Source organism: Achromobacter sp. Root565 (genome assembly GCF_001427425.1).
Classification (GTDB): domain Bacteria; phylum Pseudomonadota; class Gammaproteobacteria; order Burkholderiales; family Burkholderiaceae_B; genus Achromobacter; species Achromobacter spanius_D.
This window is the reverse complement of record NZ_LMGO01000001.1, coordinates 229,704-253,562: the sequence shown is the minus strand read 5'-3', so window position 1 is coordinate 253,562 and position 23,859 is coordinate 229,704. Positions and strand designations below refer to the sequence as shown.

The 23,859-nt window shown below is 66.7% G+C and carries 23 protein-coding genes and 1 pseudogene; 11 read left to right on the top strand and 13 right to left on the bottom strand.

Features of this window, described 5'->3' with window-relative positions:
• Positions 1 to 82: 82 nt before the first annotated feature.
• Both ASD71_RS01140 and ASD71_RS01135 read left to right on the top strand, forming a co-directional pair.
• Positions 83 to 1,066, top strand: a complete 984-nt coding sequence (locus ASD71_RS01140) for a tripartite tricarboxylate transporter substrate binding protein (protein WP_056558757.1) — start codon at positions 83 to 85, stop codon at positions 1,064 to 1,066.
• A 110-nt stretch (positions 1,067 to 1,176) separates the two neighbouring features.
• Complete coding sequence (locus ASD71_RS01135) at positions 1,177 to 2,124, top strand: alpha/beta hydrolase (RefSeq protein ID WP_056558754.1); 948 nt, start codon at positions 1,177 to 1,179, stop codon at positions 2,122 to 2,124.
• A gap of 13 nt (positions 2,125 to 2,137) precedes the next feature.
• On the opposite strand, the gene ASD71_RS01130 is transcribed toward ASD71_RS01135, so the two are convergent.
• The 7 genes from ASD71_RS01130 to ASD71_RS01100 form a co-directional block, all read right to left on the bottom strand.
• Complete coding sequence (locus ASD71_RS01130; RefSeq protein WP_056558750.1) at positions 2,138 to 2,605, bottom strand: ketosteroid isomerase; 468 nt, start codon at positions 2,603 to 2,605, stop codon at positions 2,138 to 2,140.
• Between the two features lie 17 nt (positions 2,606 to 2,622).
• Positions 2,623 to 3,618, bottom strand: coding sequence for an ABC transporter ATP-binding protein (locus ASD71_RS01125; protein ID WP_056558748.1), 996 nt, complete (start codon positions 3,616 to 3,618; stop codon positions 2,623 to 2,625).
• Positions 3,615 to 4,604, bottom strand: a complete 990-nt coding sequence (locus ASD71_RS01120) for an ABC transporter ATP-binding protein (RefSeq protein WP_056558746.1) — start codon at positions 4,602 to 4,604, stop codon at positions 3,615 to 3,617. The genes ASD71_RS01125 and ASD71_RS01120 overlap by 4 nt, the downstream gene beginning before the upstream one ends.
• Entirely contained in the window at positions 4,601 to 5,530 is a 930-nt protein-coding gene (locus ASD71_RS01115) for an ABC transporter permease (RefSeq protein WP_056558743.1), read from the bottom strand. Before ASD71_RS01115 ends, ASD71_RS01120 begins: the two co-directional genes overlap by 4 nt.
• Complete coding sequence (locus tag ASD71_RS01110; RefSeq protein ID WP_234015729.1) at positions 5,527 to 6,474, bottom strand: ABC transporter permease; 948 nt, start codon at positions 6,472 to 6,474, stop codon at positions 5,527 to 5,529. The genes ASD71_RS01115 and ASD71_RS01110 overlap by 4 nt, the downstream gene beginning before the upstream one ends.
• Positions 6,461 to 7,939, bottom strand: a complete 1,479-nt coding sequence (locus ASD71_RS01105) for an ABC transporter substrate-binding protein (RefSeq protein WP_056558737.1) — start codon at positions 7,937 to 7,939, stop codon at positions 6,461 to 6,463. The genes ASD71_RS01110 and ASD71_RS01105 overlap by 14 nt, the downstream gene beginning before the upstream one ends.
• 117 nt (positions 7,940 to 8,056) lie before the next feature.
• The gene (locus tag ASD71_RS01100) at positions 8,057 to 10,345 is read right to left on the bottom strand and encodes a molybdopterin-dependent oxidoreductase (protein ID WP_056558735.1); all 2,289 of its coding nucleotides are present in this window, start codon (positions 10,343 to 10,345) and stop codon (positions 8,057 to 8,059) included.
• A 203-nt stretch (positions 10,346 to 10,548) separates the two neighbouring features.
• On the opposite strand from ASD71_RS01100, the gene ASD71_RS01095 reads away from it, so the two are divergent.
• Positions 10,549 to 12,045, top strand: a complete 1,497-nt coding sequence (locus ASD71_RS01095) for a PLP-dependent aminotransferase family protein (RefSeq protein ID WP_056558731.1) — start codon at positions 10,549 to 10,551, stop codon at positions 12,043 to 12,045.
• Here ASD71_RS01095 and ASD71_RS01090 read toward each other — a convergent pair.
• The 6 genes and pseudogenes from ASD71_RS01090 to ASD71_RS01065 all read right to left on the bottom strand — a co-directional run bounded on the left by ASD71_RS01090 (position 12,034) and on the right by ASD71_RS01065 (position 16,372).
• On the bottom strand, positions 12,034 to 13,257 hold the full coding sequence (locus tag ASD71_RS01090; RefSeq protein WP_056558728.1) for a benzoate/H(+) symporter BenE family transporter: 1,224 nt from the start codon (positions 13,255 to 13,257) through the stop codon (positions 12,034 to 12,036). The two genes, ASD71_RS01095 and ASD71_RS01090, sit on opposite strands and share 12 nt — an antisense overlap.
• A 338-nt stretch (positions 13,258 to 13,595) precedes the next feature.
• Positions 13,596 to 13,745: pseudogene (locus ASD71_RS28555) on the bottom strand (cryptochrome/photolyase family protein); the annotation flags it as partial.
• A 44-nt stretch (positions 13,746 to 13,789) separates the two neighbouring features.
• Positions 13,790 to 14,398, bottom strand: coding sequence for a lipocalin family protein (locus ASD71_RS01080; RefSeq protein ID WP_056558721.1), 609 nt, complete (start codon positions 14,396 to 14,398; stop codon positions 13,790 to 13,792).
• Positions 14,399 to 14,427: 29 nt separating this feature from the next.
• Positions 14,428 to 15,153 (bottom strand): anti-sigma factor domain-containing protein, encoded by a 726-nt coding sequence (locus ASD71_RS01075; RefSeq protein ID WP_056558718.1) that lies wholly within the window; start codon positions 15,151 to 15,153, stop codon positions 14,428 to 14,430.
• Positions 15,150 to 15,719 carry a sigma-70 family RNA polymerase sigma factor gene (locus ASD71_RS01070; RefSeq protein ID WP_056558716.1) on the bottom strand — a complete coding sequence of 190 codons (570 nt, stop codon included), beginning with the start codon at positions 15,717 to 15,719 and terminating at the stop codon, positions 15,150 to 15,152. The genes ASD71_RS01075 and ASD71_RS01070 overlap by 4 nt, the downstream gene beginning before the upstream one ends.
• A gap of 104 nt (positions 15,720 to 15,823) precedes the next feature.
• Positions 15,824 to 16,372, bottom strand: a complete 549-nt coding sequence (locus ASD71_RS01065; protein ID WP_056558711.1) for a DUF3455 domain-containing protein — start codon at positions 16,370 to 16,372, stop codon at positions 15,824 to 15,826.
• A gap of 210 nt (positions 16,373 to 16,582) precedes the next feature.
• On the opposite strand from ASD71_RS01065, the gene ASD71_RS01060 reads away from it, so the two are divergent.
• From ASD71_RS01060 to ASD71_RS01025, 8 genes are all read left to right on the top strand, one after another.
• A complete protein-coding gene (locus ASD71_RS01060) occupies positions 16,583 to 17,128 on the top strand; it encodes an RNA polymerase sigma factor (RefSeq protein WP_056558708.1) in 546 nt (181 codons plus the stop codon).
• Entirely contained in the window at positions 17,125 to 17,799 is a 675-nt protein-coding gene (locus ASD71_RS01055) for an anti-sigma factor domain-containing protein (RefSeq protein WP_056558705.1), read from the top strand. Before ASD71_RS01060 ends, ASD71_RS01055 begins: the two co-directional genes overlap by 4 nt.
• Before the next feature lie 59 nt (positions 17,800 to 17,858).
• Positions 17,859 to 18,749 carry an alpha/beta hydrolase gene (locus tag ASD71_RS01050; protein WP_082578741.1) on the top strand — a complete coding sequence of 297 codons (891 nt, stop codon included), beginning with the start codon at positions 17,859 to 17,861 and terminating at the stop codon, positions 18,747 to 18,749.
• Between the two features lie 77 nt (positions 18,750 to 18,826).
• A complete protein-coding gene (locus ASD71_RS01045; RefSeq protein WP_056558702.1) occupies positions 18,827 to 19,774 on the top strand; it encodes an acyl-CoA desaturase in 948 nt (315 codons plus the stop codon).
• 2 nt (positions 19,775 to 19,776) lie between these two features.
• Entirely contained in the window at positions 19,777 to 21,042 is a 1,266-nt protein-coding gene (locus ASD71_RS01040; protein WP_056558699.1) for an NAD(P)/FAD-dependent oxidoreductase, read from the top strand.
• Positions 21,039 to 21,815 carry a DUF1365 domain-containing protein gene (locus tag ASD71_RS01035; RefSeq protein ID WP_056558696.1) on the top strand — a complete coding sequence of 259 codons (777 nt, stop codon included), beginning with the start codon at positions 21,039 to 21,041 and terminating at the stop codon, positions 21,813 to 21,815. The genes ASD71_RS01040 and ASD71_RS01035 overlap by 4 nt, the downstream gene beginning before the upstream one ends.
• Complete coding sequence (locus tag ASD71_RS01030; RefSeq protein ID WP_056558693.1) at positions 21,812 to 23,086, top strand: cyclopropane-fatty-acyl-phospholipid synthase family protein; 1,275 nt, start codon at positions 21,812 to 21,814, stop codon at positions 23,084 to 23,086. Before ASD71_RS01035 ends, ASD71_RS01030 begins: the two co-directional genes overlap by 4 nt.
• Positions 23,083 to 23,850 (top strand): DUF1295 domain-containing protein, encoded by a 768-nt coding sequence (locus ASD71_RS01025; protein WP_056558691.1) that lies wholly within the window; start codon positions 23,083 to 23,085, stop codon positions 23,848 to 23,850. Before ASD71_RS01030 ends, ASD71_RS01025 begins: the two co-directional genes overlap by 4 nt.
• Positions 23,851 to 23,859 lie beyond the last annotated feature (9 nt).

The window sequence follows — 23,859 nt, the reverse complement described above, 5'->3', positions numbered from 1 at the left end:
GAGGCATCAAGGCGGTTCACCGTGGTGCGGCATGTGACGCACCGTTCGCGGGATCGACGGGTGACCCCATATGGAGAATTGCATGCTGCTGCGTAGACGTTGTCTGGCCATGATGATGCTGGCGATGGTTGGCTGGACGACGGGCAGCCATGCGCAGACGCCGTCTCAGGCCTGGCCCGGCAAGCCCGTGCGTCTGGTCGTCGGGTTGGCGCCCGGCGGGCTGGTCGACGTGCTGGCGCGCACCGTGCAGCCGCACTTGGCAGAGGCCTTGAAGCAGACCGTCATCGTGGAGAATCGGGGCGGCGCGGGCGGCAACGTGGCGGGCGCCGAGGTGGCGCGCAACGGTAAAGACAACCATACGTTCCTGCTCAATCCATCGACTACTGAATCGGTCAACCCGCTGATGTTCGTGAGCATGCCGTTCGATCCGCAGCAAGATTTGCGGCCGGTTGGCTTGCTGGCCAACAGCCAACTGTTCCTGTTTGTCCGGTCTTCGCTGGGCGTCAATACGCTTGAGGAGTTCGTGGAATATGCGCGCAAGCGGGCCGATCCGCTGAACTACGGATCCGCCGGCAACGGCACGACGCCGCACTTGGCCGGCGAGCTGCTCAAGCAGGCGACGGGCATGCAGGCCACCCATGCGCCGTATCGCGGCGTGGCGCCGGCGATACAAGACCTGGCAGCGGGCCAGATCGACTTCGCGTTTGGGCCCGCCACGGTATTTCCGATGGTGGAAGCGGGCAAACTGAAGGTGCTGGCGGTGGCGAGCCGGCAACGCGCGGCCGTGGCCCCCGACATCCGAACCTTTACCGAGGCCGGCATCGACGGTGTTTTCGCGGACAGCCTGTTCGGCGTGTATGCCGCCGCTGGCACCCGCGACGACGTGGTCGATCGTATGAACGCTGAGATCAACAAAGTGCTTGCGAGGCCGGAGATCCAGAAGCGCTTTCTGGATGCGGGCGCCGAGGCAATACCGCTGAGTGCGGCCGACTATGCCGCGCGCGTGCAGGAAGAAAAGAAACTGTTCGCGCCGTTGATGAAATCGTTGGGGCTGAAGGAACAGTAAGGGGTAAGAAGCATATTCCCCATTCGTATTTGGTCTCCTGAGCCTCCCGTGTCCATACTCAGCGGTTTTGGCCGCCGCCATCGGCTTGCCATTCTTGCATCGGACGCATCATGAGCACCCTGTCACCCGAAGTTCAAGCCGCCCAGGCCCTAGGCCGTGAGGCAGGCGTAGGCACGCCCAATGTGCTGACCACCCCGCTGGATCAAGTGCGCCGGCAGGCGCGCGGCTATCAGGTCTGGTTGGCGGGGGACGTGCCTGAAGTCGGGCGGGTGGTGGAGCATCGGTTGGATCATCTGCCGGTGCCGGCGACCTTGCGGCTTTACTATCCGGCGGGCTCGGAGGGCAAGGCGCTGCCGCTGTATCTGCATCTGCACGGCGGCGGGTTTGCGCACGGGGATCTGGAAACCCTGGATCGCTGGAAGCGCGAGATCGCCAATGAGGCCGGTGTGGTGACGGGCGGGTTGGACTATGCGCTGTCGCCTGAGGCGCGCTATCCGGTCGCCGTGGAGCAGGTGTTGGGAACGGTGCGCTGGTTGCATGGCAATGCGGCAACGCTGGGTCTGGATGCGGGGCGTTTGAGCTTGGGCGGAGAATCTGCCGGCGGCAATCTGACGCTGGCGGCGGCGCAAAGGCTGCGTGATGCGGGCGAGCCGTTGCTCCGCGCGATTGCGTTGATTTACGGCATGCTGTCGGCGCGCCGGGATACGCCGGCGCAGCAGGAGCTGGGCGATGGCCGCTTTGGGTTGTCGACCGACAAGCTGGATTGGTTCTGGCGCCAGTATGTGGCGGATGAGGCGCAATTGCAGGATCCTGGCGTTGCGCCGCTCTTGAGCAGCGTGCAGGGTCTGCCGTCTGTCATTCTGCAAGCCGCAGAGCTTGATCCCTTGCTGGACGACACCAAGGATCTGGCGCAGGCGCTACGCGAGGCGGGCGCGCAGCCGTGGTTGAAAATCTACCCCGGCGTGCCGCACAGCTTCATCGGCATGACCCGCATCCTGCCGCAAGCGCGGGAAGCCCGATCGGATCTGGTGCAGCAGTTGCGTCTGCTGCTGGCCTGAGCGCCTCGCTTACTTAACTCCGAACCGGCTTGTTCCCGTGCGACACGCTGGGTGTATCGCGGAACAGCGACATGTGCGTGTGCGTCGCCACCCACGGATCGCCGACGTTTTCGCGCGCGAACGACACGGTGGCGCGTCCCAGGCGGTCGAAGGTCTTGCCGTCGGGGTGATAGCCGATCGAGTCCCACACCGCCGCACCGACGGCGAACAGGCGATCCGGCGACACAAAGGTCTGCACGTCGTCCAGACGCCACAAGAACTTATCGATGCTGAACCACACATTGCGCCACTGGTTCTTCTCGGTGTGATCGCGGCCGTGCACGAAGTTGGTGTACGTGCCAAACGCGACAAAGTCTTCTGCGAACAGATGGCGTGCCGCCGCGTAATCCACGGCTTGGACATGGTCGGACAGTTCCTTGAACCAGGCACGCACCGCGTCGGCATCGGCCGGCGCAACAGGGGTCAGAGCTTTAACAGACATGGTTTCTCCATGAAAAATTACGAGGAAATCGGCGCGGCGCCAGGAAACCAGCAAGCCACTTTGTGTTCGCCCGCCATTGCCGTCAGCGTCGGCGCTTCCTGGCGGCAACGTTCAACCGCCAGCGGGCAGCGCGGGTGATAGCGGCAGCCTGAGGGCGGGGACATCGGGCTGGGCGGTTCACCCAGCGCCACCGGAAACGTCCGCCGGCCATCGCGATGGCGTTCCGGCTCGGGCACGGCAGCCAGCAGGCCGCGCGTATACGGATGCAGCGGCCGGTCATAGACATCGTCACGACGACCGGTCTCGACAACCTGGCCGGCATACATGATGGCGATGCGATGCGAGATATGCCGCACCACGGCCAGATCGTGCGCGATCAGCAGGAAGGACAGTCCCAGTTCCTGCTGCAAGTCCTGGAACAGATTGATGATCTGCGCCCGCACCGAGACGTCCAGCGCCGACACGGGCTCATCGGCCACGATCAGCTCAGGCTGAATCGCCAGCGCGCGGGCAATGCCGACCCGCTGGCGCTGACCGCCGGAGAAGGCATGCGGATAGCGCCTGGCGGTGTCGGCCGGCAGGCCGACCTGGGCGATCAACTGCGCCACGCGTTCTTCCAGCGCACGCCGTCCTGCCGACCAGCCATGCACGATCAAGGGCTCGGCAATCGCATCGAACACCGTGTGCCGCGGATTCAAACTGGTGGACGGGTCCTGAAACACGAGCTGCATGTGCCGCCGCAGTTCGCGCAATTGCGCGGTGCCTGCGGTGCTGATGTCTTCACCCCGAAACCGGATGGAGCCCGAGGTCAATGGCGTGCGGCGCAGGACCGCGCGGCCCAACGTCGTCTTGCCCGAACCGGACTCGCCCACCAGGCCCAAGGTTTCACCGCGCGCCAGTTCCAGCGAGACGCCATCGACCGCGCGCGCGGTCATGGGCCGGCTGAACCAGCCCGCCGAGCGCACCGGGTAATGCACGCGCAAATCCGCTACCTGCAACAACGGGGGCGTCATGCCACCTCCTTCCAGACCGGTGCAAACGGCCGCACACAGGCAGCCAGGCGTCCCGGCGACAGCGACTGCAACGGCGGCCGCGCGGCGCATGCCGCATCGGCGCCGGGGCAACGCGGCGCAAAATCACAATAGCTGCGCCGCACACGGGGATCGGGCGGCACGCCTTCGATTGCCGTCATGCGGTGCTGGTTATCCGACAGCCGTGGGGTGGCGCGCAGCAAGCCCGCGGTATAGGGATGGGCAGGCTGGGCAAACAAGGCATCGGCATCGCCGACCTCGACCAGACGGCCGGCATACATCACCGCGACGCGATCAGCCACCTGCGCCACCACGCCCAGATCGTGCGTCACCAGCAGCACCGCCAGCTTAAGGCGGGTTTTCAGTTCGGCCAATAGCGCCAGGATCTGCGCCTGGATTGTGACGTCCAATGCGGTGGTCGGCTCGTCGGCTATCAAGATCTGCGGATCGCAGGCCAGCGCCATGGCGATCAGAATGCGTTGCCGCTGGCCCCCGGAAAACTCATGGGGCAGGCGCGCCAGGCGTTCGGCCGGTTTGGGGATGCCCACCTGCTCCAGCAGACTGATGGTGCGCGCACGGCGCGCTGCGGCATTCAGCGCGGTATGGCGCTCCAACACTTCATCGATCTGCGTGCCGATGGTCAGGAGCGGATTCAGCGCACTCATGGGGTCTTGAAACACCATGGCGATGCGCCGCCCGCGGATGTCTTCCAGCGCCCGTTCCGGCAGGCTGAGCAGGTCTTGGCCGTCGAACAGCACGCTGCCCCCCGCCACCCGGCCGGGCAGGGTGGTCAAACCCATCAACGCCAAGGCGCAGGCGCTCTTGCCGGAGCCGCTTTCGCCCACCAGGGCCAGGGTCTCGCCGGCATGCAGATCAAAGGAGACGCGATCGACCGCGTTGACGCTGCCCTGGCGGGTCAGGAATTCAACGCTCAGATCACGAACGCTCAATAGAGGCTGCGTCGTCATCGCGCCTCCTTGGCCAGCAATTTGCGCGCGAAGTCCTTTTCGCGTTCCCGCGGGTCCAGCGCCAGGCGCAGGCGGCTGGCAGCCAGATTGACGCCCAGCACGGTCAGCGCGATGGATAGACCGGGAAAGGTCGCCAGCCACCAGGCGCTGGTCAGATAGTTGCGGCCATTGGCCACGTCCAGACCCCATGACACGCCGGGCGGTTGCACGCCGACGCCCAGAAACGACAGCGCCGCCTCGGCCAGCACGACGCGGGCAAACTCCAGCACCATCAAGGTGATAAGCGGCGCCGCCAGATTGGGCAAGACGTGGCGCAGCAGGATGCGAGCCGGCCGCGCGCCGGCCATCTCGGCGCTTTCGATGTAAGGCAGCTGACGCACCGACAGCACCACGCTGCGGATCTGCCGCGCGTAAACCATCCAGCCATTCAAGGCCAAGGCCAGAATGACCGTGCCGGGGCCCGGTCCCAGAATCACGAGGATCACCAGGGACAGCAGCAGGCCGGGGAAGGCCACATGGATATCGACCCAGCGCATCAGCACCGCGTCCACCCGGCCACCGGCGAAACCGGCAATCAAACCCACCAGCACGCCTACACCGGCCGAGATCGCCACCACGGCGGCGCCGATGAATATCGACAGCCGCGCGCCATGCAGCACCCGGCTCAGCACATCGCGTCCCAGGTTGTCCGTGCCCAGCAGATTCGCCAGGCTGCCGCGTTCCTCCCAGGCCGGCGGACGCAGGCGCGCGGACAACTTGATCGTGGCGGGGTCATAAGGCGCCAGCCACGGCAGGACGATGGCAACCGCTGCCAGCGCCAGCAGCAGCACCAGGGCCAGGATCCAGCCGCGTTGACGATCCGACAGGGCACGCCAGCCGCTTGCCGCCGGTGCGGGCACCGGCAATTCCCAGACAGGCGCGCTCATACCGCGATTCTCCGGTCCAGCAGCCGGTACACGATGTCCAGGCAAAAATTCAGAATCACGATCAGGAAGGCGATGAAGAAGACCACGGCTTGCAAGAGCACCAGGTCCTGGCGCTCGATGGCCTGCACCGCTGTCTGGCCCAGCCCCGGCCAGGCGAACACGGTTTCGACCACGACGGTATGGCCGGCCAGCATGGCGGCGAACTCCCAGCCCAGCAGCGCGACCGTCGGCACGGCGGCATTGCGCAGGGCATGCACCAGCACGATGCGCCGCGAGCGCAATCCCTTGGCGCGCGCCGTGCGCACGTATTGCGAATTGAGTTCGTCGATCAAGGCCGAGCGCAACATCATGGCGATGCGTCCCAAGGCCGGTAAAGCCAGCGTCACGATGGGCAGCACGGCGCTGGCTGCGGTGTCCGATCCCGATGAGGGCAACCAGTTCAAGGTCACGGCAAACAGCAGGATCAGCAGCAAGCCCAGCCAGAATTGCGGCAGGGACAGGCCGCTCAAGCTCAGCAGCACCGAAATCCGATCCGCCCATTGCCCGGGTTTCAGGGCTGCGGCAATGGCCAGCGGCACGCCCAGCAGCACGGCGACTGCCAGCGCGCCCAGACACAAGGTGAGGGTGCCGGACAGGCGTTCGAGCACGATGTCCACGGCGGGCCGGTGTTGCCAGAGGGAGTCGCCAAACTGAAAGCTGGCGATATCGCGCAGATAGTGCACGTACTGCAGCCAGATCGGGCCATCCATGCCCAGCGCGCGCGCCAGCACGGCGCGGTCTTCGGCCGAGGCATCGACCGGCAGCATGGCTTGCACCGGATCGCCGATAAGACGCGTGACGACGAACACGATCGTCGTCACGCCCACCACGACCAGCAAGCCTTGCAGAAAGCGGCCCAGCAAAAAGCGCGGCAAGCCGCGCCCGCCCTGATTAGTCGGTGACACGGAAGTCCTTGAGCGGGATCAGGCCATCAACGCGCGGCGAGAATTCCACCCGCTTGGACAAACCGAAAATTTCTCCGCCATCGAGCAGGAAGACCAGATAGGCCTGATCGCGGCCGATCTGCAGGGCCTTGGAATACAAGGCCTGACGCTTGGCGGGATCGGCTTCCTGGCGCGCGTCTTCGATCAGCTTCTTCAGTTCGGCATTGTCGTTGGCGGCCGCGACACCGCCTTCCGCGTAATAGGCGCTCAGCGTACGATCCGCGTCCAGCAATTGATTCGAATGGCTGCTGCTGATCTGCGCTTCGGTCGGCACGCGATTCTTGTTCAGCGCGTCCAGATATTCGGCCCAGGCCAGGACGCGGAAGTTGACCTTCAGGCCCGCGGCCTCCCAGTAGGCGGCAATGGTTTCCGCCAGTTCCTTGTCTTTCAGCCAGCGGCCCGAGGGCGCGTAGAGATCGATGCTTTTGCCGTGGGCGCCAGCGGCCTTCAGCAGCTCGGTCGCGCGCTTGGGATCGTAGGGATAGGGCTTGATGGAAGCGTCATAGCCAAACCAGCCCGGCGCCAGCAATTGGCCGTGCGACACCGAAGCGTAGCCACCATAGAGGTCGTTGGCCAGCGCTTCCTTGTCCACCGCGTAGTTCAAGGCCTGGCGCACGCGCACGTCGGCCGTCAGGCCTTTCAAGGCGTTGAGCGACACAAAGGGCAGGTCGGTGCCCTTGAGAGTCACGGCCTTGGCCACGCGCTTGGTGTCTTCCGGCAGCAGATTGGTGATGAAGTCGAAATCGCCGGCGCGCAGGCCCGACAGGCGCGTGCCGGGTTCGGCGACGAAGCGATAGGTGGCGCGGTCGACATTGCCGACTGCCTTGGGGTTCCAGTAATTCGGGTTCTTGGTGAGGACGATGCGATTGCCCTTGGACCATTCCGTCAGCACATAGGGGCCGCTGCCCACCGGCTTCTGGCTCAAGCTGCCATCGGCGGCCGCGGCGGGCGACACGATGGTCAGCCAGGACAGGCGCGCCGGCAGCGCCGGATCCGCGCCATTGGTGTGCACCTTGACGGTCACGGCGTCCACGGCCTCGGCCTGCTTGATGCCGAGAAAGAACGGACGCTGGCGCGAGGCGGTCTTGGGATCGACGATGCGGTTGATGCTGGTCGCCACGGCAGCGGCGTCCAGGGGCTTGCCGTCGCTGAACTTGAGGTCCGGACGCAGCGTCACTTCCCAGGTTGTCGCGTCGATCTGACGCGGCAAGCCCGTAGCCAATTGCGGCACCAGATCGCCCGTGGGCGTGCGGGTCAGCAGGGTTTCGAAGATGTTGCGCGAGACGGCGCGCTCAGAGCCATCCTGCGCCGTCTGCGGATCCAGCGTCGAGGGCTCGGTGCCCAGCGCCAACGTGATATCAGCCGCCTGCGCGGCGCTCAGCACCGACGCAGAAAGCAGCAAACCCAAAAACTGGTTAAGGCGCATGGCGCACTCCGGATCCATCGTAAATAAGGAAAACGAAGTTTGCCGCCAGAAAATCAAACGTGCCGTTCTAAGGATATGTCGCGGAAATACTTGACTGAGGCGGGGAGGGTTGAGGTATTAAGCCGCTCCGGACAGCAACACGGGCAGTTCCCAAGCCCGATGCCGCACCGGCTCGCCCAGATGTTTTTCCACCTGCACCAAGGCGGTCTGCGCGCTGGGCCCCTGCGTCAGCCGCGAGGTCCCGATGTCCGCGGTCAGTGCGTTCGGATTGCCATGCCTGTCCAGGTTGCCGTCGGGATCCGACCAGGCGCCCGTCGCCATGATCACCACCCCGCGCGACAGCCCGTCGTCCAGCACCGCGCCAGCCAGACATGCGCCACGGTCGTTGAAAACCCGCAGCACATCGCCGTTGCTGATGCCTCGCTCGGCGGCATCCAGCGGATTGATCGCAATGGGTTCATGGCCGGACACTTTGCCGGCGCGCGACAGGCTGGCGGGATCCAACTGGCTGTGCAAGCGCGTGCGCGGTTGATTGGTCAGCAGATGCAGCGGCCATTGTTTTGCCGCGGGCGCGCCCAGCCATTCCGTGGGCGCCAGCCAGGCCGGATAACCGGGGCAATCGTCATACCCATATCCGGCCACCGCTTCGGAATACAGCTCGATGCGCCCCGACTTCGTGTACAGCGGGTTGGCGGCCGGATCCTGCCGAAAGCGCTCAAACAGCACATAAGGCGTTTCGGGCGGGGGCACTTCGGCATGCCAGTGCGCCCAGAAGGTGTCAAAGTCAGGCAGTTCGACGCCCCGCGCCTGACATCCCGCGCGCATGCCGTCATAAACATGCCGGCACCAGCCGGGCACATCGCGCCCCGCCGTGAACGCCTCGCCAAACCCGGCGCGCCGAGCGAGTTCCGCGAAGATATCGAAATCGTTTCGCGCCTCGCCCTGCGGCTCGACGGCGCGATGCATGGCGAACACATAAGGATCACGCGACGATCCGCCCACGTCCTCGCGCTCCAGCGCCGTTGTGGCGGGCAGCACGATATCCGCGCGTCGTGCCAATGGTGTCCAGAATGACTCGTGCACGATCACCGTCTCGGGCTTGCTCCAGGCCTGCCGCAAGCGATTCTGGTCCTGATGGTGATGAAACGGATTGCCGCCGGCCCAGTAGATCAGCTTCACGTCCGGGTAGACATGCCGTCCGCCGTTGAACTCGTACTCTGCGCCCGGCGCCAGCAGCATGTCGGCGATGCGCGCGACGGGAATCGCCAGGCCCGAGGGATTCTTGGGCACCGGAATCTCCGGCCCGGGGACCTGACGGCGCGGCTGGCCGATGCCGTTCAACGAGGCATGCCCAAAGGCAAAGCCGCCGCCGGGCATGCCGATCTGGCCCAGCATCGCCGCCAGCCCGATCACCGCCCAATACGGCTGCTCGCCATGCTGCGCGCGCTGCAAGGCCCAGGCGGCCGTCAACAGGCTGCGCTGCTGCGCCGCCTCGCGCGCCAGCGCAGCGATGCGTTCTGCCGGAATGCCGGTAATGGCTGCGGCCCACGCCGCATCCTTGGGCTGGCCATCGGTTTCGCCACGCAAGTACGCGGCCCAGCGCTCAAACCCGGTGCAATGGCTGGCCAGAAATGCCGCGTCGTGAAGATTTTCGGTCAGCAGGGTATGCGCCATGCCCAGCATCAACGCCGTGTCGGTGTTGGGCCGTATCGGCAGCCACTCGGCCGCCATCTCGGCGGGAATGTCGGCGCGTGTCGGGCTGATCACCACCAATTTGATGCCGCGCCGCTGTGCCTCGCCCAGCCAGCGCGGCAGGTTGTGCAGGCCCGAGCCGCCTGAAGTCACCTGGCTGTTCTTGACCGGAATGCCGCCAAAGGCAATCAGCACCCGGGTGTGCTCCAGCACGCTATCCCAATCCGTCACGTCGCCGCTGACAGGCGAGGTGGTGCCAATGACATACGGCAGCAGAAACTGCGCCGCGCCCCAGCTGTAGTTGCCGATCTGGTCGACGCAGCCGCCGCCCAGAAACAGGAACCGCCGGATCAGGCTGCGCGCATGGTGGACCCGCCCGGCCGAGGACCAGCCATACGAGCCGCCAAACACGCCGGCCGCGCCATGCTTGGCGCGCACGCGCGCCAGCTCGCCCGACACCAGCTCCAGCGCACGGTCCCAGGAAATTTCGATGTAGTCGTCGCCCTCGCGGTCGCGGCGGCCTTCCAGCCAGCCGCGCCGCACCGCCGGACGGCGCACGCGCAGTGGCGAATGCACCATCTCGGGAATGGAGTCCAGCATGGGCGAGGGCGCCGGATCCGGCCCAAAAGGCTCGCAGCCGACCAGGCGGCCGGCTTCGGTGATTGCCGTGAAGGCGCCCCAATGCGCGAGCGAGGGGTGACGTGTACGTGCCATGCGGAAAACTCAGAGTGCGGTTCGATCCTGTACCAGCCTGACCCAGAATGCGGCGCCATGGCTGATGGCTTAGTCGTTGAAATCATACTGCGGCGTGTGCAGGCCCGACGCATCACCTTCACTGGCATCGCCCGACAGTGACTTAGAATTGCCGGTCAAGACCGGCTATTTCCGCGCCGATCAGCAGACCGTTCAACAACCGTATGGCAACGACATTCCAGCTGGATACGCTCAAGATTCAGATGAACGAGGCGGCGCTCCAGCGGTTGGACCTGCATCAGCGCATCCAGCGGGCGCTCCGCGCGCTGATCTTGGACGGCGCGCTGGGAGCGCGGGTCAAGCTGCCCGCGACGCGCGGCTTGGCCAAGTCGCTGGGCGTGTCGCGCGACACCGTCGAAAACGCCTACGTGCAACTGCATCGCGATGGCTACATCGTGCGTCGCGAGGGCTCGGGTAGCTATGTGTCCGAGACGGTGGGAATCGAACTGCGGGGCGCGACGCGCAAGCGGACAAGGCTGGAGCGCAAGCCCGGCGCGGCGCAACCGGGTGCGGGTCTGAGCCGCCGCGGGCGGGCGATCCTGGATAGCGGCGGCGTTTCAGACCAGCAGGTCATCAAGGCGTTCGCCACCGGGCTGCCCGAGACGCGCACGTTTCCCACCGGCGTCTGGGAACGCCTGCAGCGCCAAGTCATGAAGGACAGCCGCAGCCACGTGCTGCTGCATGGCGAACCGCAGGGCGCTGAACCGCTGCGCCGAGCCATCGCTGCCTATCTGAATCTGGAGCGTGGCGCCAAGGTCGTGCCCGAGCAGGTCCTGGTGCTCAGCAGCACCCGGCAAGCGCTCTTCCTGTGCGCGCAACTGCTGGCCGACGCCGACACGCCCATCCTGATGGAGAATCCCGGTTACTTCGGCGCCCGCAAGTCGTTCGAGGCCGCCGAAACGCGGATCGTGCCGATAGACGTCGATGCGCAGGGCATACGCATGGACCTCCTGCGCGCGGACCGCAGCGGCGCCAGTTGCGTGTATGTGACGCCGTCGCACCAGTATCCGACGGGCGTGACGTTGTCACTGGAACGCAGGCTGGAGCTGGTCGGTTGGGCAGCCGACCATGGCAAGTGGATCATCGAGGACGACTACGATAGCGAATTCCATTACGACGATTTGCCGACCGCCTGCGTGCAGGGCCTGGACCGGCATCAACGAACCTTGTACCTGGGTACGTTCAGCAAGACGCTGTATCCCGGCCTGAGGATGGGATACATGGCGCTGCCGCCGGAACTGGTCGACGCCTTTTCACGGGCGCGCAGCATCATGGACGGACACACGCCGCAGATACTGCAGTTGACACTGGCCCGCTTCATGGAAGACGGTCATTACCATTCGCACGTTCGGGCGATGCGCAAGCTGTACGCGGGGCGCCGCGAGGTTCTGCTGGCGTCGCTGGTAAAGCGGCTCGGCCACGTCGCGCAGGCCGTGCGTCCCCCCGGCGGCCTGCAGATCCCGTGCCTGCTCGAGCCAGGCTGGTCCGAGGAAAGGACCCTGCTTTTGGCAGAGCGCGCCGGCCTGCGCCTGCCCGGCCTCAGCCGGCTGTATGCCGGCGCGTACAAGCAACCGGGCTGGCTGTTGGGCTATGCGTCGTTGACGGCCTACGAGATCGAGGACGCCGTGCTGCGTCTGGAGAACGCGCTGTCAAGGGCCTGACCTGCCTTGAAGGGGCAGCATGGAGCGCCGTGCCTGAGGGCCGCCGTGCATCAGCAGATGCGCAGTCAGGCCGGCCACCAGCCCCCAGAATGCGCCGCCCACGCCCAGCATCGTGACGTTCGCGGCGGTGGCCAGAAAAGTGATGAGCGCCGTCTCACGCGTGCGCACGTCGGCCATGGCGTTGGCCAGGCTGCCGCCAATCGCGCCAAGCAAGGCAAGGCCGGCCAGCGTGGTGATGAATGCCTTGGGCAGCACCATGAAAAGTGTCGCCAACGTAACGCCGAAGGTGCCGACCAGGATGTAGAACGCACCGCAGGCTAGACCCGCGATGTAACGCTTGGCGGGATCTTCATGGGCGTCCTTGCCGGTGCAGATGGCGGCGGTGATCGCCGCGACATTGAATGCGTGCGCCCCGAAAGGCGCCATGAGGAGCGAGCCCAGTCCCGTCACGGTCAGGATCGGATTCGCGCTGGTCCGGTAGCCATCGTTGCGCAGCACCAGCATGCCGGGCATGTACTGACCCGTGAGTGTGATGATGAAAAGGGGCAAGGCAACGCCCAGCGCGGCCTGCAGCGAGAAGCCGGGCATTTCGAACACGGGCGCCGCCAGGCGCAGATGGACAGCCGAGAAGTCGATCCGGCCCTGCGCGATGAGCAATGCGAGGCCGATGGCCAGGATGCCGATCACGGCGAAGCGCGAGGAGAAGCGCTTGAGCAGCGCGTAGGACACCACCAGAACGATCACCAGCAGGGGGTCGGCGCTGGCGCCGCCAAAGGCATTGACGCCAAACTGCAGCAGGATGCCCGCCAGCAGACCGGCGGCGATGCCCCCCGGGATCCTGCGCACAAGCTTTTCGAAAGCACCCGACAGCCCCAGCACGATAAAACCCAGCGCCGATAACATGTACGCGCCGATGACTTCTTGATAAGGCGTGAAGGGCATGACCGTGGCCAGGAACGCGGCGCCGGGCGTGGACCACGCCGTAATGATGGGCGCCTTGTAGCGCCAGCTGAGCAGCGCGCCGGTGGCGCCCACCCCGATGGATACCGCCCACACCCAGGAGGTGGTCTGCGCCGGCGACAAGCGGGCCAGCTCTGCCGCCTGAAACACCAGGACAAACGTGCCGCCGTAGTTCACCAAAACCGATATCAGTGCCGCGACGGTCGGGGATAGGAAGTCGGCGAGTCGGATATCCGCCCGAGGTGCTGTCATGAATCACTCCGCATTCAAGGGGCGCCCGGCCGCAGGCCGGACTTGAATGGGGAGTCTATGGGGGGCGCGGCAGGTTGATACCTGCCACATCCAGCCGGGCGGGCAGACCGCTTCTGATGTGGAACGTCTCTTCAAGCTCGTCCAGGCGTGTCAAGGTCAGCGCCGCGTGCTCGCCTGTTTTCTGTTTCCTGTCGTACGAGCATCCACGGCAGTAATCGCCCCAGGATTTGCCGGATGAAGCCCTCGACCGCTGCCAAGTGCGCGCGCCCCGTTTCGTAGGCGGCCTGCGCCTGCCGCGCCAGCTCGTCTGGGTGCAGCATCTTGGTGTTCAAGGCGAAGGCGGCGAATATCGCCAGGATTTTTTGTGCGTGGTGCAGCACGTAGTCCGTCTCTTGACGCACTTCCATCAGCCCATACACGACGTCCGGGTCGGTCCGGGCGAACCAGCTGTGCAGCGGATTCAGCTGATCGCCGAGAATCAGGCGCAGGGTGTGCGCCCTCGCGCTTGGATGTCATGGCGCGCGGTCCCGCATCAGGAGGCCGGTCCCAGTGACGGCTGTTCGCGATCCTGGCTGACCCAGATGAATGCGTCGGTGTCCAGGCCCAATGCCTTGGCGCGGCGCAGGATGTCGTCGCGCGTATCGCGGTCAAGCGTCTTGTCACGCGCGAGAATCCAGGCGTAGCTGCGATCCGGGCCAACGACCAGGGCCCAACGATAATCCGGGTCCAATGCGGCCACATGGTATCCGCCATAGAAGGGGCCGAAGAACGACACTTTCAGCGATGCCACCGACGGGTCACCCGTGAAGCGGGCTCGCCCCTGCGCCGAACGCCAATCGCCTTGCGAACCCTTGGCCGGGTCGAACCCGCGGTTGACGACACGGACGGTGCCGTCATCCTGCAGCGTGTAGTGGGCGGTGACGTCCGTCATGCCGCGTTCGAAGCTGTGGTCCAGCCGCGCGATTTCAAACCAGCGTCCTTCATAACGATGCACGTCGAAGGAGCCAACGGGTCTCACGCCCTTGGGCGGCGTCGTCGCGGCACAGCCATACAACGTCAAACCCAACAGTCCCAACGCCAGCCACGGGGCGACGTGCCGCAACGGGTGGATGAAACGACGAACGGCTTCTGCATGGCGCATGAAAAACCTCCGCTGTATTTGAATCTGCGCTACATCACCTTTACCGCCCGCCCGATGAACTGGATCGGTCCGGTCGGCTTGCCGGTGGGCGAGCCGGTGGCCGGTTCCAGCGTCAGTTCAAACAACTGGTTCGGCTCCAACGGGGGCAGCTTGTCCAGCGCGATGCGCACGGGCTCTCCGGGTTTGATCAGACCCAGCGAGACCGGGCCGGCCCAGCCGTCGGCCTTGGTCCAGAATTCCAGCGCACGATCGGCCGGGACCTGCATGGCCGCGATGGGCACCAGTTGCACCTCGCGCTGACCGGCACTGGCCTGCACGACCCAGCCCGGCGTTTGCGACTGCGGCGCGACCAGGACCACCATGTACTGCACGGGACCCGGCGCTGGCGTGGGCCGCAGCGTAAGCGTTCCGGCCAGCACCAGGGCGGCGGCCAGACCGCTGGCGGCCGCGCCGCGCCAGAAAAACAGGCTGTCCCACCAACCCGGGCGCGTCGGCTGCGCGGCTTGGCGGGCCGCGCTCTGGCGATCCAGCGTTTCCGCGATGCGAGGCCACAGGGCGGGCGACGGCTCCACGGGAGTGGCCAGGCTGCTGAGCGGCAGCAGGCGTTCTTCCCAGCGGTCGACGGCGGCGCGCAGGGCGGCATCATGCGGCAGGCGGGCGTTGACGTCGCGCCGGCGCGCGGCGGACAAGGTGCCCAGCACGTATTCGCCGGCCAGTTCGTCCAGGTTGTCGGGGGAAGGGGATGGGGCGCTCATGCCAGGCATTCCTTCAGCGCTTTCAGGCTGCGCTTGATCCAGGCTTTGACGGTGCCCAGCGGTGCGCCCAGGCGCTGCGCAATCTCACTGTGCGACAGGCCTTCCACATAGGCATGCAGCACGCAGTTGCGGCGCACGGGTTCCAGTTGCTCGAGGCACGGGCCGATGCGGCCGGCGCTGTCGCGCCAGTCGAACGCGTCGCGCGTGTCGTGCCAGGCGTCGATCGCGTCGCGGGCGTCGAGCGCGGCGGCGGTGTCGTCGTCGACGGCGGTTTCGTGGCGGCCGTCCCGCACGGCGTTCAGCGCCAGGTTGCGCGCGACGCTGTAGAGCCAGCCGCGGGCCGAGCCGCGCGTGGCGTCGAAGCTGCCGGCACGGTGCCAGATATTGACGAAGGCGTCGTGCACGATGTCTTCGGCCCGGGCGCGGTCGCGCACGATGCGCTGCGCGACGCCCAGCAGGCGGGGGCCTTCGTGGCGGTACAGGGCTTCCAGCGCCGAGCGGCGCCCCGCGGCGCACTGCTCGAGGGCGGCGTTGTAATCGAAATCCGGATCAGGTCGGTTCGGCATGCGCGCAGAGCAGGAAGGGGTGGGCACGGACCGGGCTGACAAGCCCCGGGCGGCGGCGGATCCAGGCATGTTACCGGACTCCCGCCGCCGCGGCCCGCCCGGTGTCAGTCCGCCTTCCAGAAGAGGTAGTCGGCCTGGTACGACACCTGGCTGCGTTCGCCGGCCTTGGTGCAAGGCGTCTGCGGCGCCACGCCGCCCTTGAGCGCCGTGCGCTGGATGTACGTGACGCCGGTCAGGGCGCCGGCGCCCATGGCGGGATTGGCCTTGACCAGTTGATAGGGCAAGTTGCCCGCGCCAGCCGGCGCCACGGCGACCTGCGTGCCGGTCAGCTTGGAGCCGTCCGCGGCTTCCCAGGTGGCGGGCGGGCCGTAATAGGTGCCGACCTGCTTGCCCTGGCGGTCTTTCAGCACCGCCTTCGGACCGGCGAATACCCATTCCATCTGGTCCTTGGCGTCGGCCTTGGCGCGGCATTCATAGGTGATGTCGCCCGTGCCCACGGTTTCCCAGGCCACTTTGTGGCCGGCGGGTACCTGAACAGAAGCGGGCAGGGTGTCCTGCGAGGCGGCCAGAGCCGGGGAGGTGTGCAGCATGCCGCAAGCGGCCAGCAGAGCGGCCGCGAAAAGGCCGTTGGCGGGGGTGTGGCGAATCATCATGAGCGGTCTCCTGCGCAGTAAAACGCTGCGGATACGGCGCACGGAATGTGCGCCGTTGCAGGTACTACACGCGCGAGCCGTGATCGGATGCAGGCCGCGGGAAATATTTCGCGGCTTGGACTTGCCTGTATCATCCGCTGCAAGACATCCGTCCTCCGAGCGGCTTATTTCTGTCGCGCGGCCTGATCGCAGTGACCCCGGATAGCCGCCATGCCCGATCCGCTTCGTCTGCAGGCTTTGATACAGGAATGCGCTCGCGGCCAGGAGTCCGCGCTGGCGGAACTCTATCGTCAGACTTCCCCGCATCTGTTTGCCCTCGCGGTACGTATATTGCGGCGAAGCGACTGGGCCGAGGAAGTCCTCCAGGACAGCTTCATCAATATCTGGCGCAACGCCGCCCGTTATTCATCGGAGCAGAGCCAAGTCATGACCTGGATGACGCGCATCGTGCGCAACCGCTGCATCGACCTGCTCCGCCGGCCGGACCTGGAACGTCCCGATGCCGACGGCGCATTGACGCAGGCCTGGGCCGATGACGCGCCCGGCCCGTTCGAACGCTTGCAACGCGACCAGGACGGCCAGCGCCTGGCGGACTGCCTGAAACAGCTCGAGGGGCAGCAACGCGCTGCCATCGCGCTGTCCTTTTTCGACGACCTCAGTCACAGCGAGATCGCCCGCCGCCTGCAGGCCCCGCTGGGCACGATCAAGAGCTGGGTGCGGCGCGGCATGGACCGGCTCAAGAGGTGTCTGTCATGAACTACACCAATCCTCAACTGCGCGAGCGGCTTGCCGCGGATTACGTGGCCGGCGCCATGCGCGGGGGCGCACGCCGCCGTTTCGAGGGCTTGATGGCCGCCGACGCCAACCTGCGCCGCCAGGTGCGCGAGTGGGAGAACGACATCTACCCCCTGTTGTGGTCGCTGCCGGCCCGGGTGCCGCCGCGCCGCGTGTGGCGCGCCATCGAGGCGCGCCTGAAGCCAGGCGGCGGCCGCGGCTGGCAGGGCCTGGCATTTTGGCGCGTGGTGAGCGGCGCGCTGGCGGCCTTGCTGGTGGCAGGGGTGGTGATCTACCCGATGCAGGTTGACCGTGCTGCGCGCTCGCAATTGATGGCGGTGCTGCAAAGCCCCGAGGCGCAGGCCATGCTGGTGGTGCGCGCCGACGAGCGCGGCGGCCTGCACGTGCACGCCTTGCAGGATCTGGCCTCGCGCGCCGACGGCAAAGCGCTGGAGCTCTGGGTGATTCCGCCGGGACAGGCGCCGATATCCGTCGGGGTGGTGGCGCCCGAGGGCTTGACGGCGTTGCCGCCCCGCGCCCAAGGCCTGGAAGGGGGGCAGACCCTGGCCATCACGCTCGAACCGCCGGGAGGGTCACCGACGGGCAAGCCCACCGGACCGGTCATCATGAAGGGTGACGTGCTCAAGATCTGAGCCGCATCCAAATCGGGGCGGGCCGCGTATAGAGGGGTGTTCCGTTGCGGAGTCCCCCCATGTCTTCCTGGATCGACGCCAGCCCGCGTGGGTTGCTCGCCATCATGGCCGTGGCAGCGCTGGCCCTGGGCCTGCTGGCCGCCTGTTCACCGTTGACGCTGCTCAACGGCGCTGTACCTGAGGACGCCAGCGGCGTCACCGCGGACATTGCCTACGGCACATTGCCGCGTCAGCGCCTGGACGTCTACCGGCCACCCGGCGCGACGGGCGCGCCCGTGGTGGTTTTCTTCTACGGCGGTGGCTGGCGCAGCGGTGAACGCGCGGACTACCGGTTCGTGGGCGACGCGCTGGCGGCACGCGGCATGGTGGCCGTGGTCGCCGACTACCGCCTCTATCCCGAAGCCGGCTTTCCCGCATTCCTGCATGATGCCGCCATGGCGGTCGCGTGGACCCAGCGCCATATTGGGGCCTATGGCGGAGATCCTGAGCGCGTATTCGTCGCAGGCCACAGTGCCGGCGGGTACATCGCGGCCATGCTGGCGCTGGATGGGCGCTGGCTGGGCGGCGCCGGTTCCAGCCCCGCGACCCTGGCCGGATGGATCGGGCTGGCCGGCCCCTATGACTTCCTTCCCATCGTGGCTCGCGGCGTGCGGCCGGTGTTCGGCTATCCGGACACGCCGGCCGACTCCCAACCCATGCACCATGTCAGTAGCCACGCGCCACCCGGTCTGCTGCTGACAGGCACCGCTGACACGACGGTCGATCCGCGCCGCAACAGCGTCAGCCTGGCGCACGCCCTGCAGGATGCGGGCGCGTGTGCGCACTTGGTGCAGTACCCCGATCTGGGCCACAAGCTGCTGGTGGGAGCGCTGTCGCGGCCGCTGCGCTGGCGCGCACCGGTGCTCGACGACGTCAGCGCGTTCGTCGCTCGCCCCTGCGCATCCCCATAGGAAAAGTAAGGGTATTCACTTACGCATCCGATGCAACGCCGCGCCCGTATATCCCTACACGTTTCCCACAGGACAGCATGATGCGCTCCGTTCTTACCGGCTGGACCGCTTCGATTCGGCGCTGGGTCGATACGCAGGCGCAGGACGCGCCGCGCTTCGACTCCGATCGCATCGACTCCGATCACATCGACTGGACTCGCGCCTTGCCTTTCGCCTTGCTGCACGCCGGCTGCCTGGGTGTGCTGTGGACCGGCGTGTCGCCGGTTGCACTGGCGCTGGCGGGGGCGCTCTACGCGGTGCGCATGTTCGCTTTGACCGGCTTCTATCACCGCTACTTCTCGCATCGCACGTTCCGCACCTCGCGCGGCGCGCAGTTGGTGTTTGCCGTGCTGGGGGCATCGTGCGCGCAGCGCGGTCCGCTGTGGTGGGCAGCCCATCATCGTCACCACCATCGCCATGCCGACGATGCGCTTGATCTGCACTCGCCGCGCCGTCACGGCTTCTGGTGGAGCCACATGGGCTGGTTCCTGACGCGCCGCGCCTTCGCCACCGACCTCACTCGGGTGCCGGACCTGCGCGGCTACGCCGAACTGCGGTGGCTCGACCGCTTCGACGCGGCGGTGCCGCTGGCGCTGGCGTTGGGGTGCTACGGGCTGGGCGCGCTGTTGGCACGCGTGGCGCCCGGCCTGGGCACCGACGGGCCGCAGATGCTGGTGTGGGGCTTCTTCATCTCAACCGTGGCCCTGTTCCACGCCACTGTGACGATCAACTCGCTGGCGCACCGCTACGGCAAGCGGCGCTACGACACCGCCGACGATAGCCGCAACAACGCCTGGCTGGCGCTGATGACGTTCGGCGAGGGCTGGCACAACAACCATCACTTCTATCCGGGATCGGCGCGCCAAGGTTTTCGTGCGCACGAGATCGACATCACCTGGTACGGCCTGCGCCTGCTGGCTGCCACCGGCCTCATCTGGGACCTCAAGGCGGTGCCGGCCTGGGCGCTGGCCGCTGCCAAGGAGTGAACATGCGCATCGCCATCATCGGTTCGGGCATCGCGGGGCTGGTCTGTGCCTGGAAGCTAAGCCGCGATCACGACGTCACGCTGTACGAGGCCAACGATTACCTGGGCGGGCATACCCATACGCACAGGGTCGAGCAGGGTGGCCGGCGCTATACGGTGGACAGCGGATTCATCGTCCACAACCCGCTCAATTACCCGCATTTCACGGCATTGCTGGCGGAGCTGGGCGTGTCGTCGCAGCCCACCACCATGAGCTTTTCGGTGCACAAGCAGGCGGACGATCTTGCCTATAACGCCACCTCGCTGGACACGCTGTTCTGCCAGCGGCGCAATCTGCTGTCGCCGCGATTCCTGGGCATGGTGCGCGACCTGATGCGCTTTTACCGGGAGGCGCCCGCGCTGTTGCGCGCGCCGGAACCAGGCCCCACGCTGGGCGAATATCTGGCGCAACACCGTTACGGCGAGGCGTTCCGCACCGACCACCTGATTCCGATGGCGTCGGCGCTGTGGTCGTCGCCGGCCTCGCGTATCCTGGAGTTTCCTGCGCGATACCTGGTGCGGTTCATGGCGAACCACCAGATGCTGCGCCTTGGCGGTCGGCCGCAGTGGCGTGTGGTGCAGGGTGGATCGAGCCGCTACATCGACGCCATGCGCCGGCAATGGACGGTGCGCGAGCGGCTGAACTGCGCCGTGCGCGCCGTCAGGCGCCTGCCGGGCAGCGTGCAGGTGATGACGCGCGATGGCCAGGACCACCATGACGAAGTGATCTTCGCCTGCCACAGCGATCAGGCGCTGGCGCTACTGGCCGACCCGTCGCCGCAGGAACGGGAGGTCCTGGGCGCCATCGCCTACCAGGACAACGACGTGGTGTTGCATACCGACGCACGCCTGTTGCCGCGCCAGCGCAAGGCCTGGGCCGCCTGGAACGCCTACGTGCCGGCCGATCCCTACGCGCCGTGTTCGGTCAGTTATTGCATGAACCTGCTGCAGGGCATCAGGTCGCCGCAGCCCTTCATCGTGACGCTGAATCGCAGCGATGCCATCGAGCCGGGCAAGGTGTTGGCGCGCATGCGTTATCACCACCCCGTGTACACCCACGAATCCGTGGCCGCGCAGGCGCGCCGCACCGAGATATCCGGTCGCCGGCGCAGCTGGTTCGCCGGCGCCTACTGGGGCTGGGGCTTTCATGAAGACGGCGTGGCCAGCGCGCTGGACGTGGTGCGCGGCATCCTGGAACAGCCGCGGGTCTGGGCGAGGGAGGCGGCATGAACGTGCAAAGCGCCGTCTACGAGGGCCGAGTGACGCATCGGCGCCACCACCCGCACCCGCATGGCTTCGGCTACCGCATGGCGCAACTTTACCTGGACCTCGACGAGATCGACTCGGTATTCCAGGGCCGCTGGCTGTGGTCGGTGGACCGGCCCAACCTGGCGCAGTGGCGTCGCGCGGATTATCTCGACGCCGGTGAAGGGCTGCCGCTGGCGCAGGCGGTGCGGCAACGCCTGCGGGCGCAGTTGGGAGACGTGCCGGACGGTCCCATCCGCCTGCTGGCGCACCCCCGCTACGCCGGCTATGTCTTCAATCCCGTGAGCTTCTATTACTGCTTTGAGGCCGACGGCCGGACGCTGGCGGCGATCGTGGCGGAGATCACCAATACGCCTTGGAAGCAGCGCCATTGCGTGGTGCTGCCGGCCGCCGCCGCCGAGCGCAAGGGCGACGCGATGGCGTGGCGTTTCGACAAGCGCTTTCACGTATCGCCCTTCATGCCCATGGACTGCGCGTACGACTGGCGCTTCAACCTGCCCGCCGACGACCTGCGGGTGCATATGCGGGTCAGCCGGGAGGGCGTGGCGCAGTTTGACGCGCGCCTGGATCTGCAGCGCCGCGCCCTGGACGGCGCGGCGCTGGCGCGCCTGCTGTGGCGCTATCCGTTGATGACGCTGCAAGTCATCGGCGCCATTCATTGGCAGGCGCTGCGGCTGTGGCTCAAGCGCAATCCCGTCTACGACCATCCCCGCACGCCCAACGGAGAACCGCGATGAAACCCATGACGCCCTCGGAACACGCCTCGGTCGCGGCCAGCCGCCGCACTACGGCGCTAGACCGGCTGCTGCGCCAGCGCCTGTTTGCCAGCCTGGCGGCGCTGGATCACGGCCGGCTGCTGATCGAGGATTGCCTGGGCAGCGCCACGCTGGGCCGCGGCGAGCCGTGCGTGCGCCTGAGCGTCAGCGATCTTGGCTTCTACCGGCTGGTGGCCGCGCAAGGCAGCGTTGGCGCGGGCGAGGCCTACGGCGACGGTCTTTGGCGCTGCGACGACCTGGTCGGGCTGGTGCGCCTGCTCGTGCGCAACCGCGAGACGCTGGACGCCATGGAGTCGGGGTTGGCGCGGCTGGCCGGCTGGGCGCTGCGGCGCTGGCATGCCGGCAACCGCAATACCCGCGATGGCAGCCGCCGCAACATCGCCGCCCACTACGACCTCGGCAATCCCTTTTTTGCGCTGTTTTTATCGGACGACCTGATGTATTCGTCGGCGCTGTGGGCCGACGGCGATGACACGCTGGAGGCGGCGTCCCATCGCAAGCTGGAGACGATCTGCCGCAAGCTGGCACTGCGTCCCGCGGACCGCGTGGTGGAGATCGGCAGCGGCTGGGGCGGTTTGGCCATCCACGCGGCGCGTCATCACGGCTGCCACGTCACAACCGCGACGCTGTCGCGCGAGCAGCACGACCTGGCGGTCGAACGGGTGCGCGCCGCCGGCCTGCAGGACCGCGTCAGCGTCGTGCTGCGCGACTATCGCGACCTGCAGGGCCAGTACGACAAGGTGGTGTCGGTGGAAATGATCGAAGCCGTCGGCGCGAATTTCCTGGAGGCGTATTTCGCCAAGGTCGCCAGTCTGCTAAGCCCACATGGCCGTGCGCTGATCCAGGCGATCACCATTGAAGACCACCGCTATGCGCAGGCGTTGGCATCGGTCGATTTCATCAAACGCCACATCTTTCCGGGCAGCTTCATTCCGTCCATCGAGGCCATGCTGCGCGCCAAGACCCGCGCCTGCGATCTGGCGCTGGTGCACCTGGAGGACTTCGGCCTGTCGTACGCGCGCACGCTGCACGTCTGGCGTGAGCGTTTCCTGGCGCGGCAGCCCGAGGTGCGGGCCCAAGGATTCGATGCGCGCTTCTGCCGCTTGTGGGAGTTCTACCTGGCGTACTGCGAAGGCGGTTTTCGTGAGCGCTCCATCGGTGTCGCGCACCTGCTGCTGACGCATCCGCAGGCGCGCGCCGAGGGCGCTCGCTGGGTAGGGGAGGGATCATGACGATCTGGCAGCAATGGGTTTGCATCGCGGTCGTCATGATCGCCGCGATGGCGCTGGCCTGGCGCTGGCAGCGGCGCCACGCCAACGCGGGCATTGTCGACGTGGTGTGGGCGCTGGGCATGGGCGGGGCCGCCTGGCTGATCGCCGCCACCGGCGAGGGCAGCCTGGCCGTCAGGCTCGCCCTTGCGGTGATGGCGGGTGTCTGGTCGCTGCGGCTTGCATGTCATCTGTGGCGCCGCGTGCGCGCCGGCGAGGACGGCCGTTATCACGCGCTGCGCGAACACTGGCAGGGCCACCAGGGAAAGTTCTTCGGCCTGTTCATGCTCCAGGCCGGGCTGGTGATGCTGTTCTGCCTGCCCTTCCTTGCGGCGGGCGCCAGCCCGGCGCAAGGCTGGCCCGTGGCGCTGGGCCTGCTGATCTGGCTGGCCGCCCTGTCGGGCGAGGTGATTGCCGACCGCCAGCTCGACCGCTTCCGCGACAACCCCAATCATCGTGGCCTGACCTGCCGGCACGGCGTGTGGCGCTATTCGCGGCATCCTAACTATTTCTTTGAGTGGTGCCATTGGTTCGCCTACGTCGCCCTGGCGTGGGGATCACCACTGGCGTGGATGGCCTGGCTGGGGCCGGTGCTGATGTATGTGTTCCTGCGCTGGATCAGCGGCATTCCGTTTACCGAGCAACAGGCGCTGCGCACGCGCGGCGACGACTATCGCGACTACCAACGCCGCACACCGGCCTTCTTTCCCTGGTTTCCGAAATCCTGACGAGGCATG